The 14,902-nt window shown below is 63.3% G+C and carries 14 protein-coding genes; 1 reads left to right on the top strand and 13 read right to left on the bottom strand.

Going from position 1 to position 14,902, the window contains the following annotated elements:
* Nucleotides 1-17: 17 nt before the first annotated feature.
* From ccoS to fnrL, 10 genes are all read right to left on the bottom strand, one after another.
* Entirely contained in the window at nt 18-179 is a 162-nt protein-coding gene (gene ccoS, locus NTA49_RS09220; RefSeq protein ID WP_258294439.1) for a cbb3-type cytochrome oxidase assembly protein CcoS, read from the bottom strand.
* A complete protein-coding gene (locus tag NTA49_RS09215) occupies nt 176-2,329 on the bottom strand; it encodes a heavy metal translocating P-type ATPase (RefSeq protein WP_258294438.1) in 2,154 nt (717 codons plus the stop codon). Before NTA49_RS09215 ends, ccoS begins: the two co-directional genes overlap by 4 nt.
* A complete protein-coding gene (locus NTA49_RS09210) occupies nt 2,326-2,781 on the bottom strand; it encodes a FixH family protein (RefSeq protein ID WP_258294437.1) in 456 nt (151 codons plus the stop codon). Before NTA49_RS09210 ends, NTA49_RS09215 begins: the two co-directional genes overlap by 4 nt.
* Nucleotides 2,778-4,331 carry a cytochrome c oxidase accessory protein CcoG gene (gene ccoG / locus NTA49_RS09205; protein WP_258294436.1) on the bottom strand — a complete coding sequence of 518 codons (1,554 nt, stop codon included), beginning with the start codon at nt 4,329-4,331 and terminating at the stop codon, nt 2,778-2,780. The genes NTA49_RS09210 and ccoG overlap by 4 nt, the downstream gene beginning before the upstream one ends.
* Nucleotides 4,332-4,476: 145 nt before the next feature.
* Entirely contained in the window at nt 4,477-5,340 is an 864-nt protein-coding gene (gene ccoP, locus NTA49_RS09200) for a cytochrome-c oxidase, cbb3-type subunit III (RefSeq protein ID WP_258294434.1), read from the bottom strand.
* Nucleotides 5,333-5,536, bottom strand: coding sequence for a cbb3-type cytochrome c oxidase subunit 3 (locus NTA49_RS09195; protein WP_258294431.1), 204 nt, complete (start codon nt 5,534-5,536; stop codon nt 5,333-5,335). The genes ccoP and NTA49_RS09195 overlap by 8 nt, the downstream gene beginning before the upstream one ends.
* Nucleotides 5,537-5,545: 9 nt before the next feature.
* Complete coding sequence (gene ccoO / locus NTA49_RS09190) at nt 5,546-6,370, bottom strand: cytochrome-c oxidase, cbb3-type subunit II (RefSeq protein WP_258294430.1); 825 nt, start codon at nt 6,368-6,370, stop codon at nt 5,546-5,548.
* A gap of 13 nt (nt 6,371-6,383) precedes the next feature.
* Nucleotides 6,384-7,979, bottom strand: coding sequence for a cytochrome-c oxidase, cbb3-type subunit I (gene ccoN, locus NTA49_RS09185; RefSeq protein ID WP_261368226.1), 1,596 nt, complete (start codon nt 7,977-7,979; stop codon nt 6,384-6,386).
* 123 nt (nt 7,980-8,102) lie between these two features.
* Entirely contained in the window at nt 8,103-8,510 is a 408-nt protein-coding gene (locus NTA49_RS09180) for a universal stress protein (RefSeq protein ID WP_258294429.1), read from the bottom strand.
* A 75-nt stretch (nt 8,511-8,585) separates the two neighbouring features.
* On the bottom strand, nt 8,586-9,320 hold the full coding sequence (gene fnrL, locus NTA49_RS09175) for a transcriptional regulator FnrL (RefSeq protein ID WP_258294428.1): 735 nt from the start codon (nt 9,318-9,320) through the stop codon (nt 8,586-8,588).
* A 52-nt stretch (nt 9,321-9,372) separates the two neighbouring features.
* On the opposite strand from fnrL, the gene hemN reads away from it, so the two are divergent.
* Entirely contained in the window at nt 9,373-10,728 is a 1,356-nt protein-coding gene (gene hemN / locus NTA49_RS09170; protein ID WP_258294427.1) for an oxygen-independent coproporphyrinogen III oxidase, read from the top strand.
* Nucleotides 10,729-10,735: 7 nt separating this feature from the next.
* Here the strand turns inward: hemN and NTA49_RS09165 are convergent, their stop codons facing one another.
* From NTA49_RS09165 to ku, 3 genes are all read right to left on the bottom strand, one after another.
* Nucleotides 10,736-11,500, bottom strand: coding sequence for an ion transporter (locus NTA49_RS09165; protein ID WP_258294426.1), 765 nt, complete (start codon nt 11,498-11,500; stop codon nt 10,736-10,738).
* Nucleotides 11,501-11,585: 85 nt separating this feature from the next.
* Entirely contained in the window at nt 11,586-14,036 is a 2,451-nt protein-coding gene (ligD, locus tag NTA49_RS09160; RefSeq protein WP_258294425.1) for a DNA ligase D, read from the bottom strand.
* Nucleotides 14,036-14,860: a non-homologous end joining protein Ku gene (gene ku, locus NTA49_RS09155; protein WP_258294424.1), complete on the bottom strand. Its 825-nt coding sequence runs from the start codon at nt 14,858-14,860 to the stop codon at nt 14,036-14,038. The genes ligD and ku overlap by 1 nt, the downstream gene beginning before the upstream one ends.
* Nucleotides 14,861-14,902: the final 42 nt, after the last annotated feature.

Below are 14,902 nucleotides of genomic sequence, written 5' to 3'. Positions count from 1 at the left end.
ATTGAGGTGCCACGAGTCTAATTCCGACCCGGCTGGTTGTCGTCATCGTCCATCAGGATCCGTGCGGATGTGCCCGCGTCATCGTCGTATTGTCCGCTGCGCACCGTCCACAGAAACGCACATAGGCCGAGGGCGCCCATAATGATCGAGACGGGGATCAGGATCAGAAGAATGTTCATTTAACCCTCCGGATGCGCATGGCGTTGGCCAGAACCGTGATCGACGAAACCGACATTGCAATTGCTGCCAGCAGCGGTGTCGCCATCCCGGCAAGGGCTACAGGCACCGCAATGACGTTGTAAAGTGCTGCGATGGCAAAGTTCTGTTTCGACAGGCGGGTGGCGGCGCGGGCGACAGACATCAGAAGCGGCAGATCGGCCAGGCTGTCGTTCAGGATCACGATATCGGCGGCATTGCGCGCGGCGTCCAGCGCGGACGACGGGGCCACGGATGCATGTGCGGCGGCAAGGGCTGCGGCGTCGTTCAGCCCGTCGCCCACCATCATGACGCGGTGGCCTTGCTTGGCAAGCGTCTGAAGTTGCGTGTGTTTCTCGGTCGCCGTGATGCCCGACCTGTGGTCTGCAACACCCAGCGTATCGGCCAGCGGGGTTACGGCAGACGCGCGGTCGCCGCTGATGATGCCGGGGTGCAGCCCTTGGGCGCGAAGCCCGTCGATGGCGGTCTGCGCACCGGCGCGCAGGGTTTCGGTCAGGGGCAGGGCGATGGCGGGGGCGCAGCCGATGCGCAGGCCGGGGCCTTCGAATTCCGCCCCCAGCCAGGCGCCGCTGCCCAGTTGCACCAGACCTTCGGTGCCCAGTCCCTCGACGCCGCGCCCCGCGACCTCGACGATGCCGCTCAGCGTGGCAGGTTCGCCCGCAGGCAGGGCCGCCAGAACGGCGCGCGACACCGGATGGGTCGAGCTTTGGGCCAAGGCGCGGGCGACGGCCTGCTGGCGGGGGGTCAACAAGTCCGCGACGGCCTTGGAGGCAGGTACGGTCAGCGTGCCGGTCTTGTCGAACATGACGGTGTCGGTTTCGGCCAACCGTTCCAGAGCGGTGCCGGATTTGACCAGGAACCCCTTGCCGTAGAGCCGCGCGATGGCGGCGGTCGAGACCGCAGGCACGGCCAGACCCAGCGCACAGGGGCAGGTGATGATCAGCACGGCCACGGCCACGTTCAGCGCCTGCCGGATGTCGCCGCCGATGACCGCCCAGCCGATGAAGGCAAAAAGCGCCAGCAGGTGCACGGCCGGCGCATAGATCGCCGCCGCGCGGTCCGCAAGCGCGGTATAGCTGTTGCGGCTGTTCTCGGCCATCTCGACCATGGCCGCGACCCGGCGCAGGGTGGTGTCCGCGCCCACGGCAGTCGCCTGCACCTTGAACGGTGCGCCCAGGTTGATCTCGCCCGCCTGCACTTCGGCGCCCATCAGGCTGCGCACTGCGGCGCTCTCCCCGGTCAGGAAGGCGCGGTCAGTCGTGGCCTCGAGGCTGATCAGCGTGCCGTCGACTGGCACACGTACGCCGGTGGGGATGAGAACCAAATCGCCGACGCGCAGATCGCTGACCGGGACGGATTGAGCGCTGTCTTTGGTCAGTCTCAGGGCGCTGTGCACTTCCAATGCAGCCAGATCGCGGGCGGCGGAATGCGCGGCACGGCGGCTGCGGTGGTCGAGATAGCGCCCGACCAGCAGGAAGAACGTCAGCGAGAGCGCCGCGTCGAAATAGGCGTGGTGGCCGTGGTTCAACACCTCGTAGAGCGACATGCCCGCGGCCAGCAGGATGGCGAGCGAAATCGGCACATCCATGTTCAGGCGGCGCACCCGCAGCGCGCTCCAGGCGTTTGCAAAGAAGGGCTGGCCGCAAAACAGCACGGCAGGCAGCGAAATCGCCGCTGAAATCATGTGGAACAATTCGCGGGTGGAATCGGATGCGCCAGACCAGATCGCGACAGAGAACAGCATCACGTTCATCATCGCGAAACCGGCGACCGCGAGTTTGACCAGCAGACGCTGACCTTCGGCATCCTTTCCGGTGTCGAGAACGCTGCGGTCCAGCGGATGTGCTTCAAAGCCCGCATCGCGCAGACGGGTCACCAGTTGGGCATCGGTGAGCGTTTCTGTCTGCACGTTGACCCGCTTCAGCGACAGGTTCACGCGCGCAGCCTTGACCCCCGGCAGGGTGCGCAAGGACCGCTCGACTCCCGCGATGCAGCCCGCGCAGTGGATCGTGGGCAGCGACAGGATGATGTCGGGCTGCGCGACCCGCGGTGCAGCCACACGTTCGGCCAGCGGTGCCGCGGCACAGGCAGGACATGCCGAGAGCGTGGTCATGATGCCACGTGCGTGACGATCACGCGCTGCTGGAACAACGTGCCGTCTGGGGCGCGCAGTTTCACGCGCAGGTTCCAGTTGCCGGGGCCAGCGGTCACAGGAGCGACGAAGGCTGCGCCATCAAAGACAAAGTCCGGCTTTTGATCGGCGGCGACGCTGGTGGCGCGGCCAAAGGTGGCCTCTTCCACGGTCGGTGCGATGGCCTGACCCGCCTGATGGACAAACAGGCGCAAGGTGTCTTCGGTGACTTCGGCGCTGACGTTCCAGCCCAGCGATTCCTGTGCGGCGCGGTCCACGTCAAAGCTTTGCGAGGCGACGTAGGAATTGCGCACTTCCAGCCCCGGAAAGGTCGCGACGGCGTTGTAGGCCAGCGTCAGGTTCACCGTGATGATGATGCCGAACGCTCCGACAAAGCCCGAGAGTACATGCCAGCCCTTGAGTTCGCGTATCATTCTGCGCCCCTTCCGTTGAATGTTGTGGCCTTGGAGGCGCGCACTTGCGCCGAGAGATCCTCGACCCACAGGCGCAGGTCGGTCGTGTCGCCGGTGGCCGCCGGATCACCGGCGCGCGCGGTCACGTAGACCCTTTGCAGCACGGTGGTGTCGGCGGGCACGGGCACGTTCAGCGTGTCCTTGCCCTCGAGGTCGATGCGCAGGATGTCTTCGCTGCTGAGGTTCATGCGGAAAATCCTGTCTTCGCCTGATTTGTTGCGCAGGCGCACATCGTAGATGTTGCGCACGTCGCCGTCCGACAGCACCACGTAGGTCGGATTGCGCACCGGGCTGACCGTCAGCTCGATCTCGGAGCGGATGAAGAGCGCATAGAGCAGACCCAAGCCGACCAGCAGCCACAAAGCGGTGTAAAGGATGGTGCGCGGGCGCATCACGTGCCGCCAAAGCGGTTTCGGTGCGGCACCGGCACGTTCGGCGGGTTCGTCCGAGAGTGCCAGATAGTCGATCAACCCGCGCGGCTTGCCGATCTTTGCCATCACGTCGTCGCAGGCGTCGATGCACAGCGCGCAGGTGATGCACTCCATCTGTTGACCCTTGCGGATGTCGATGCCCATCGGGCAGACGTTGACACAGGCCATGCAGTCGATGCAGTCGCCCTTCTCGTTGGTGGTCGCCATCGTCAGCGGGGTGGAGGGTGGCGTTTTCTGACCCGGATAGGGCGTGCCGGCATAAAAGGCAGAGCCTGCCCCTGCGGCCTGTGCCTCGATCGCGGCGCGTTCGGCTTCGGCGGCCTTGCGGTTCTTCACGTTGCCTTTGCCGCGCGGCTCTCCGCGCCAGTCGCGGTAGGCGACGGTAATCGTGTCGGGGTCCATCATCGCGGCCTGGATGCGCGGCCAGGGGCACATGTAGATGCAGACCTGTTCGCGCAGGAAGCCGCCGAAGATGAAGGTCGTCGCGGTCAGGATCGCGATGGTGACATAGGCCGCCGGATGCGCGTCGAGCGTCAGCAGATCGCGCAGCAAGGTGGGCGCGTCGGTAAAATAGAACACCCAGGCGCCGCCGGTGGCCACGGCGATCAGCAGCCAGACCACCCATTTGGTGACGCGCAGCCGCCACTTGTGCAGGTCCCATTTGGCCTTGTGCAGGCGCAGGCGCGCGTTGCGGTCGCCCTCGATCCAGCGTTCGACCAGCAGGAACAGATCGGTCCAGACGGTCTGTGGGCAGGTATAGCCGCACCAGACCCGGCCCAGGGCCGAGGTGAAGAGGAACAGCCCCAGTCCCGCCATGATCAGCAATCCGGCGACGAAGTAGAACTCGTGCGGCCAGATCTCGATCCACAGGAAATAGAAGCGGCGGTTGGCAAGGTCGATCAGCACCGCCTGGTCGGGCAGGCTGGCGCCACGGTCCCAGCGCAGCCAGGGCGTGAGATAGTAGATGCCGAGCGTGACGGCCATGATCCACCATTTGAAACGGCGGAAGAACCCGTTCACGCGACGCGGAAAAATCGGCGTGCGTGCGGCATAGAGAGGTTTGTCTGGCTGAGTTGTCATGTCTGTTGATCCTGTTCGCATCGCCTGTCTAGGCCAGGTCGGGCCAGGTCGCCTTGATCTGCATCAAGAACATCTCCGAAGCGGCGCAATGTGCGAACAGGGCCGCTTCGGAGTGGACTGCCCCGAGGGGCAGTCTTTTTCCGCCTTATTCGCCTCCTCCAAGGCTATGAACGTAGGCGGAAACGGCGCGGATGTCGGCCTCTTTCAGGCGCGGGCCCCAAGGGGGCATGACGCCGAAGCGCGACATTTCAACCGTATTGTGCAGGGTCTCGCGGTCGCCACCATAAAGCCAGATGGCGTCGGCGAGGTTGGGGGCGCCCATCGTGCGGTCGCCCTGCGCGGCCTCGCCGTGGCAGGCCGCGCAGTTGTCGGCAAAGACCACCGCACCCGCTTCGGCGAGGGCCGCGTCGAACGTCGGGCTCGACAGCGACACCACATGCTCGACCACCGCGTCGATGTCCGCAGGTTCCAGGATGTCGCCAAAGGCGGGCATCTCGGAATAATGTGCGTCGGCGTCGATGGTGTTACGGATGCCGTGGCGCACGGTGTACATGATCGTGTCGATGTCGCCGCCCCAAAGCCAATCGTCGTCCAGCAGGTTGGGATAGCCTTTGGCACCAGCGGCCCCCGATCCATGGCACTGCGAGCAGTTCGAGCGGAAGACAGCACCACCGCGCGCGATGGCATAGCGGTTCAGGTCGGGGTCCTGGGGCAGGGCGGGCATGTCGACCGCGACCAGTTGCGCCACCAGTTCGGCATTGCGCCCCTCGTGCTCGGTGATTTCCGCGGCGACATTGGCCCGCGTCGACCAGCCCAGCACGCCCGAGGTGGCACCCGAGATCATCGGCCAGGCCGGATAGGCGATGGTATAGCCGATGCCCCAGATGATCGTCAGGTACAGGGTCCACAGCCACCAGCGTGGCAGCGGGTTGTTCAACTCTTCGATGCCGTCCCAGCTGTGGCCGGTGGTTTCGACGCCGGTGACGTCGTCGGTCTTGCGCTCAGTCATCGGTCGCTCCTTTCTCGGTGGGGCTGCGGGTGTCGCGCAGGGTCGCGTCGTCGCGCAGCGGTATGTTTGCGATGCTGTCGTAGGTCGCGCCGCCACCGGGGCGGAAGGCCCAGAGGATCACGGCCACGAAAAATCCGAACATCGCCAGAAGCACCCAGCTGTCGGCAAGTTGTCGAAGGAAGGAATAGGTGTCCATCAAAGCCTCCTATCGGCTGGCGTCTGGGGTGAAGGTCGAGAAGTCGACCATGGTGCCGAGCACCTGCAGATAGGCGATCAGCGCATCCATTTCGGTCAGCTGCGGCTGGCCGTCAAAGTTGGACACCGCCGCACCGGGGTAGCGCTCCAGCAGGCCGTCGTAGTCGGCATCGGGATTGGCCTGCACTCGGAAATCGGACACCGCATTCTCGATCATCTCGTCGGTGTAGGGGACGCCGACGAAGCGGTGCGTGCTTACCAGCGCTTCGATATGGGTCGGCTGGATGTCCGTGTCGGAAAGAAATGCGTACTTGGGCATGATCGATTCCGGCACGACCGATTGCGGATCGCTCAGGTGATCGACGTGCCAGGTGTCGGAATACCGGCCACCCACTCGTGCAAGGTCCGGCCCCGTACGCTTGGACCCCCACTGAAACGGGTGGTCGTACATGGATTCCGCCGCCAGCGAATAGTGGCCGTAGCGTTCCACCTCGTCGCGCATCGGACGGATCATCTGGCTGTGACAGACATAGCAGCCCTCGCGCACGTAGATCTCGCGCCCGGTCAGCTCCAGCGGTGAATAGGGGCGCACGCCTTCGACTTCCTCGATGGTGTTTTCCAGCCAGAACAGCGGCGCGATCTCGACGATGCCACCGATGGTCACGACCAGCAGCGAGAAGATCAGCAGCAGCGTCGGGCTTCTCTCGAGGATCGCGTGGCGGTTGATCAGCGCGGTGTGATGCGGAAGTTCGTTGGGAACCTCGTTCGGCAGATCGGAGACAGTCGAGACCTTCGGGTCTTTTTCGCTGTCGGTTACTTTTTCATTATCAGCCATTTGCCTGTCTCTCTTATTCTGCCGGGACGCCGACCGGGGCGCTGTGCTTGGCACCGCCACGGACTGTCATCCACATGTTCCAGCACATGATGATCCCGCCGGTCAGGTACAGAACCCCACCCAGACCGCGCACCACATACATCGGGAATTTCGCGGCCACGGTGTCGGCGAAGGTGTTGACGAGGAACCCCTGGTCATCGACTTCGCGCCACATCAAACCTTCCATGATGCCGGTCACCCACATCGAGGACGCGTAGAGAACGATGCCGATGGTCGCCAACCAGAAATGCCAGTTGATCGCCGACATCGAATGCATCTGCGCACGGCCCCAAAGACGCGGTGTCAGGAAGTAAAGCGCGCCGAAGGTGATCATGCCGTTCCAGCCCAATGCGCCGGAGTGGACGTGACCGATGGTCCAATCGGTGTAGTGCGACAGCGAGTTCACCGCGCGGATCGACATCATCGGACCCTCGAAGGTGGACATGCCGTAAAAGCCCAGCGAGATCACGAACATCCGCATGATGGGATCGGTCCGCAGCTTGTCCCAGGCGCCTTGCAGCGTCATCAGACCGTTGATCATGCCACCCCAGCTGGGCATCCAGAGCACGATCGAGAACACCATGCCAAGGGTCGCCGCCCAGTCGGGCAGGGCGGTGTAGTGCAGGTGGTGTGGACCCGCCCAGATATAAAGGAAGATCAGCGCCCAGAAGTGGATGATGCTGAGTTTATAGGAATAGATCGGACGTTCGGCCTGTTTCGGCACGAAGTAGTACATCATGCCCAGGAAGCCCGCCGTCAGGAAGAAGCCCACGGCGTTGTGGCCGTACCACCACTGGGTCATCGCATCCTGTACGCCTGCGAACACCTGCACCGATTTGCTGCCCCAGAAGCTGACGGGGATCGACAGATTGTTGACGATATGCAGCATCGCGACGGTGATGATGAAGCTCAGGTAGAACCAGTTCGCCACGTAGATGTGTTTCTCGCGGCGCATGAAGATGGTGCCCAGGAACACGACCAGATAGGCGACCCAGACGATGGTCAGCCAGATGTCGACGTACCATTCGGGTTCGGCGTATTCCTTGGACTGGGTCGCGCCCAGCACGTAGCCGGTCGCAGCCAGCACGATGAAGAGCTGATAGCCCCAGAACACGAACCACGCCAGATTGCCGCCGAACAGACGCGCAGCACTGGTGCGCTGTACCACATAGAACGACGTGCAGATCAGCGCGTTGCCCCCGAAGGCGAAGATCACCGCCGAGGTGTGCAGCGGCCGCAGCCGTCCGAAGTTGGTGAAGGGTTGCGCCCAGTCGAAGTTCAGGACCGGGAATGCCAGTTGAAAGGCGATGAAGGTGCCCACCAGAAATCCGGCCAGCCCCCAGAACGCGGTGGCGATGACGCCCGCGCGGATCACCCCGTCCGAATAGCCAGAGACGTCGTGCACCTCGCGCGGCTCGTCGATGCCCCGCAGCACCCAGACAAACATGCCTGCCGCCACCACCATGATGATGACAGCGTGCACCTGATAGGCAAGGTCATGGGCAAAATTCGCCCCCATCGCAGAGACCAGGGCCACCAGCCCCAGTGCGATCAACTTGATATATTCCATATGGCACCTTCTTTTACGCAAGCGCCTTGTGCGGGCTTGCGGTTCTGTTCGCAGGGTCTGGATAGCCCTGGCGGGGCGCGCTTACTTTGATCTGAGTCAACTTTGCGCGATCAGTTCGTGGGGTCAGCGCACCACATGCACCGCGCAGGCGGCGTGTCCGACAACATGATGGGCGACCGAGCCGAGGAAGAAATCCGAGAGTGCGGGCCGGTGAGAGGCGACGACGATGCAGTCGCAGCCGTTCTCTTCGGCCCAGCGGCAGATGCGGTTGCCGGCCTTGCCTTCGGCGATGGCAGCGCGCGAACCGGGCAGGGTAGCGACCATGTCATCCAGCGCGGTCTGCACGGTGTCACGTGCGGTGGTGATGAAATCGGGCGGAAAATATTCGGACCCATAGACCGGGACGGTCTCGATCACGTGCAGCAGGGTGATCTGCGCGCCTTCGCTTGCAAGCGCCTTGGCGGCCTTGAATGCAGTCTGGTTGTCACGGCTTTCGCCAAGAAGGACGGGGATCAGAATGTTGGTGTACATCGCTCGATGCTCCTTGTGAGTTCACAAGGAGTAAACAGCACCCCGACAACCGCTGCTTTGATCCAGATCAGGTTTTCAGGACAGAACGCCGCCGTCGGCATCATCGCCTGTTGCGGCATGAAGCGCTTGCATATCAATGACTTCGAACCTGCGCCGGTCGTTGAAGCGCAGCACGCCCTCTTTTTTCAGCGCGTTGAGCTGGCGGCTGACGGTCTCCAGCGTCAGCCCCAGGTAGTTCGAGATTTCGTCGCGGGTCAGGGGCAGAACCAGTGGATGCTTGTCCAGCCCCAGCCCGCCCACGTGCTGACGGCGCACCATCATCTCGACGAAAGTCGCAATCTTTTCGCGGGCCGTCTTGCGGCCCAGAAGGACCATCCAGTCGCGTGCGGCGTCCAACTCGTCCAATGCGATTTCCATCAGCCGCTGCGAGACGTGCGGCACGGTGTCCAGCAGCTTGTCGAATGGCTTGCGCGCGAAACAGCACAGGGTGACGTCGGTGGCTGCGACCACGTCAAAGTCTATCGTCCGTCTGTCAGGCCTGCCGATGAAATCCGACGGCAGCAACAGGCCGACCATCTGCACGCGCCCATCTTCCATCGTCTTGCTGAGTGTAGCGACCCCTTTGACCACCGACGCCACATAGGTCAGCTCGTCGCCGCGCCACATGATCTGGTCGCCTGCGGCAAAGCTCTTGTAGGACTTGATCACTTCGAGTTGCAGCAATTCGTCCTCGTCACAGCGCGAGCAGACGGCACGGTGCCGGATCGGGCACTCGCTGCATTTCGGGCGCGTCAGAAGGTCGATGCTCATAGCTTGATCTGTGTCAAAGAGGAGGAGGATATTTTCACGTAACGGTAGCGTGATGGAACAGATTGATCAACTCCGCCGCTATGGTCTTTTTGACGCGACCGCCCCGCGATACACCAGCTATCCGCCCGCCAACCACTTCGGGCCGGACACTGGCGCGCTTTATCACGCCGATTGGCTGGGCGCGGTCCAGCCCGGAACGAACATCTCGCTTTATATCCATATCCCGTTTTGCAAGCGGCTGTGTTGGTTCTGCGCCTGCCGGACCCAGGGCACCAAGACGCTGCGCCCCGTCGATGCCTATGTCGAGGTGCTGTTGCAAGAGATCGCGCTGGTGGCACGGCATCTGCCAGCGGACGTGCGTATGGCGCGGCTGCATCTGGGCGGCGGCACGCCGACGATTCTGTCGTCGCAGACCATGACGCGCCTGCTGACGCGGGTTTTCGACACATTCCAGCGCGCCGAAGGGTTCGAATTCTCGGTCGAGATCGACCCGACAGAGGCTGCCCCGGACCTGCTGGAAACCCTCGCGGCCCAGGGCATGAACCGTGCAAGCATCGGGGTGCAGGATTTTGACCCGAAGGTGCAGGAGGCCATCGGGCGGGTGCAGACATACGCCCAGACCCATGAGTGCATCGAGATATTGCGTGCGGCCAAGGTCCATAGTCTGAACATGGACCTGCTCTACGGGTTGCCGCATCAGACACAGACAACGCTGGTCGACACGCTGGAGCAGGTGCTGGCGCTGCAACCGGACCGGCTGGCGCTTTATGGGTACGCGCATGTGCCGTGGATGTCGAAGCGGCAGGTGATGATCGACGGCGACGCGCTGCCCACGCCCGAGGTGCGCTTTGGCCTGACGGAAATGGCGCGGCAGATGCTCTGTCTGGACGGGTTCAAACCCATCGGCATCGACCATTTTGCGCGTCCCGGCGACAGTCTGGCGCAGGCGTGCCTTACGGGCAATCTGCGGCGCAATTTTCAGGGCTATACCGACGACCGCGCCGAGGTTCTGATCGGGCTCGGGGCATCTGCGATCTCGCAATTCCCCCAAGGTTATGTGCAGAACCAGTCGGCGACGGCGGGCTATACCACAGCGATCGGGCAGGGCCATCTGGCAGGTGCGCGCGGCCATCTGCTGACGGATCAGGACCGGCTGACCGCACGGATGATCGAGCAGTTGATGTGCAGCTTTGCCATTGACGCCGAAGTGCTGGCGGCTGAATTTCCCGACCAGACCGCCGCGATATCCCAAGCGGTCGCGGCACTGGTCGCGGAATATCCCGATGCCTGCTTTCAACAGGGCGCGGGGATGCAACTGCGCGCGGGCTTTGCCCCGCTGGTGCGGATCATGGCCAGCCATATCGACCGCTACCGGGCAGGGCAGGTCGCGCACAGCTCCGCCATCTGAGAGGCGGTCACGTGTTCCCCTCGGTCTCGATGTAGACCACGCTGCCGCAATGCTTGCAGTGGCTCGCGTCGTGGTCGTGCAGCCTGAGCCCGCACCTGGGGCAGGGAATTTCCACCTTCGAGGGGCGAAAGATCGCCTGCAGCAGGTTCAGGAAGAACCCCACGCCGAAGATCATCACGCCGATGCTCAGAAGCCGTCCGGTGCGATCGGTCAGGGTAATGTCTCCGAAGCCGGTCGTGGTCAGGGTGGTGATGGTGAAATAGAGCGCATCGAGGTAGGTCGCGATATTCTCGTTGCGGTCATGCTCCCACACCCAGATCAGACTGGTGACAATGAAGATGAACACCAACAGGTTGGCGGCGGCACGGATGACACGAATGTTGAGCGCGACGTCGGTGCTCAGGCTGTCGAGACGCTCGAGTATGCGAAACCCCCTGACCAGGCGCAGCATCCGCAGCACCCGCAGAAAGCCCAGGTTCGAGCCGGTGATCAACGGGGCGAACAGCGAGGCGATCACGATCAGGTCGCAAATCGTGGTCATCGACCAGAGAAACTGAAGCCGGTTCTGAGCGATCCAGGTGCGTGCTGCCACGTCCGCAAGGATGACGAGGCCGACACCCAGATCGAGAGCGACCAGAGAGACGTCCAGATCGGCGGCGGCGGTGAAGAGAAAATAGGCGATGGTCAGGATGTCGAAGCCCAGCAGACAGGTGCGAAACAGCCGGGCCCTGTGCGAATGGCCTTCGTAGAGATTTTCCAAAAGGCTCTTCACAGACAGCACTCCCCGACAGCCGCGCCTGACGTGACCACATGGCCTGTCCTGTGAAAAGCCCGAAGTTCCCGGAGTGACGCCAAGATTACCGGTCCGCCATGTCTTGCAACGCGTCGATGACGCCGTCGGACAGGGTTTGCAGATCGCCTTGCAACGCCATCGCCGGGCATTGTGATTTCATCCGTGCGGCCATGTCGGACATTGTGAACCGGTTGGCGCCCTCCAGCTTTTCCAGCTCGGCCCAGGTGACAGGCACCGCGACGGGCGCACCGGGGCGCGCGCGCAGGGAATAGGGGGCGATGGCTGTCGAGCCACGCTCGTTGCGCAGCCAGTCGATGAATATGCGGTTCTTGCGCTTGGCCTTGGACATCGTCGCGGTGTAGCGGTCGGGATGCTGTGCGGCCATGACGTGGGCGAGGGTCTTGGAGAACAGTTTGATCGTCTCCCAGCCACGGGTGCGGCGCAGCGGCAGCCAGACATGCACGCCTTTGCCGCCGGTGACGATGGCACCCGATTTCAGGCCGAGTTCGGCCAGAATATCGCGGGTCTCGAAGGCGGCGGCCTTCACCCGGTCCCAGTCCAGCCCCTCGTCTGGGTCCAGATCAAACACCAGCCGGTCGGGCCGGTCCAGCCTGTCGGTGCGCGCGCCCCAGATGTGATATTCCAGCGTGCCCATCTGTGCGGCGGCCACCAGGCTTTGCGGGCGGGTGGCGTATAAATAATCGGCCTCGTCGCCGTCACTCTCTGCGATCTGGACCCGCGACAGCGCGTCGGGCATGCCGCCGCTGTCGTGTTTCTGAAAGAAACACTGGCCGTCGATGCCGGAGGGGCAGCGAAACAGCGACAGCGGGCGGTGCCCGGCCAGCGCGATCATCCGCTCGCCTACACGGGCGTAATGGCGCGCGACATCGCCCTTGGTGCAGCCTGCATCGGGAAAAACCTGCCTGTCGGCACTGCTGATCCTGATACCGTCGACTTCGGTTTCCATCACATCCTCCTGTGGCAGTTCGATCTGCACCTCTTCGGCGTCCTTGTCCTCGCGCAGGCCCAGAAAGCTGCCGTGGCGCACGATGCCATCGTCGGTGAACTCGGTGAACTCGACTTCGGCCACAAGATCGGGGCGCACCCAGCTTGCGGTGCGCGCGATATCATCGGGCGCGTCCTTGACGGGCGGCGTCTTACGCGCGGTCATTGCCGCCGCAAGGCTCTCCATGTCGCTTTGCGAAAACCCGGTGCCGACGCGCCCCTTGTAGCGCAGCGCGCCCCCCTCGCGGCTGGCCAGCAGCAGCGAGGCAAAGGGGCGCCCCGCCTTGTCCGAGGGCGAGGTGCCGATGATCACGAATTCCTGCCTGCGGGTGCATTTCACCTTGAGCCAGCTTTTGTTGCGCGTGCCGCGATAGGGCGCGTCGATGCGTTTGCTGATGATCCCCTCGGCCCCGGACTTGCAGGCCTGCGCGAAGACTTCGGCGCCGTGGCCTACCACGTGTTCGCTCAGGCGCAGAGGCCCGCCGGATGGTGCGCCCGAAAGCAGCTTGGCCAGACGTGCGCGGCGGGCGTCCTGCGGCTCCTTGCGGAAATTCTCGCCGTCGAGTTCCAGCAGATCAAAGGCGAAGAACACCAGCGGATCGCCGGATTTCAACGCCCGCTGCAGCGACGAAAACGCCGATCCGCTGATGCGTGCGGCCATCACTTCGCCGTCGATCAGTGCGGAATTGCAGGGCAGCGGGTCGAATGCGGACACCAGCGGCTGAAACTTGTCGGTCCAGTCGTTGCCGGACCGCGTGAACAACCGCACGCCGCCCTTGCCCAGTGACGCGATGCAGCGGTAGCCGTCGAACTTGGTCTCGTGCTGCCATTCGTCGCCGGTGGGTGCGCTGTCGACGAGCGTAGCAAGCTGCGGCTTGACGAAAGCGGGGCGCTTCCTGCTCCGGTCGGGGGCGGGTTTCGGCGGCTTGCGGGCCTTCGCTCCGGCGGCAATCTCGTCCATCTTGCGCCCTGTGGTGACGGAAACCGCGTACCCTTCGGTCAGCGCATCGGGATCCTCATCCACGTAATCGTCGCGCTCCTTGATCAGCAGCCAATTCTCGCGCTTGCCCTTGGTGCGCATCCGCACCAGCGCCCATCCGCCCTGCATCCGCTGGCCTTGCAGCGTGAATTTCAGCTTGCCCTTTTTCAGCCCGTCGTCGACATCGCCGACGGGGGCCCAAGTGCCGTTGTCCCACAGCATCACGGTGCCGCCGCCATACTGCCCCTTGGGGATGGTCCCCTCGAAGGTGCCGTAATCCAGCGGGTGATCTTCGGTGCGCACGGCCAGACGTTTTTCGGATGGGTCGGGCGAGGGGCCCTTGGTCACGGCCCAACTCAGCAGCACGCCGCCCCATTCCAAGCGGAAATCATAGTGCAGCCGGGTCGCCGCGTGCTTTTGCACCACGAACTTGCGCCCCTGCGCCGCACCCACCTGGCCTTTGGGCTCTTCGGTCAGGGCAAAGTCGCGTTTGGCATTATACGCCGCCAGCCTGTCAGGGGTCTTGGCCATCACGATGCCTTTTTACGGGCTGGCTTTTTCTTGGTCTTGGCCTCTTTCAGGCTTTCCTTCAGCGCGCTCATCAGGTCGACCACGTTGTCGCCCTGCTCTGACGTGTCGTCGCTGGCGTTCACGCGCGGGGTCTTCTTGTTCTTCATCTTGGCGTTCAGCAGTTCCTGCATCGCTTCGGCGTATTTGTCGGTATAGGCAGCGGCATCGAAAGGCGCCGTCTTGCGGTCGATCAGCGAGGTCGCGACCTCGAGCAGTTCGGCGTCGGTTTTCGCGTCCTTGATGTCGGTGAACAGATCGTCGGCATCGCGCAATTCGTCGGCGTAGTGCAGCGTCTCCATCAGCAGTCCGTCACCGCAGGGTTTGACGGCGGCCAGATATTCCTTGCCGCGCATCGTGACTTGGCCCAGGCCCACCTTGTTCGCGCTGCGCAGCGCGTCGCGGATCACGCGGTAGGCGTCCTGCGCCAAGTCGTCCGAGGCCGAGATGTAGTAGGGCTTGTCGTAATAGAGCGGCGCGATCTCGCTGGCGTCGACAAATTGCACCAGCTCAAAGGTCTTCTTGGTTTCCAGCTTGATCGCGTCGATCTCTTCGGGGTCCAGTAATATGTACTGATCATCGCCAGTTTCGTACCCTTTTACGATGTCGCCGCTCTTGACCGGGCCGATGCCGGGCACCGATTTCTCGTAGCGGACGCGCTTGCCCGAGGGCTGGTGGATCTGGCGAAAGGACACGCGTGCGCCTGTCTTGGTGGCCGAGAATATCTCGACCGGGATCGACACCAGTGACAGGCGAAGCTGTCCTTTCCAAAGCGCGCGCGGTGCCATAGGTCTCTCCTTGTTATGGCTTGGCGGGAAAACCCCGTCGGG

The organism is Pseudosulfitobacter koreensis (assembly GCF_024733015.1).
Lineage (GTDB): Bacteria > Pseudomonadota > Alphaproteobacteria > Rhodobacterales > Rhodobacteraceae > Pseudosulfitobacter > Pseudosulfitobacter koreensis.
Note: the sequence above shows the minus strand (reverse complement) of the source record. Positions and strands in the feature narration are given on the sequence as shown.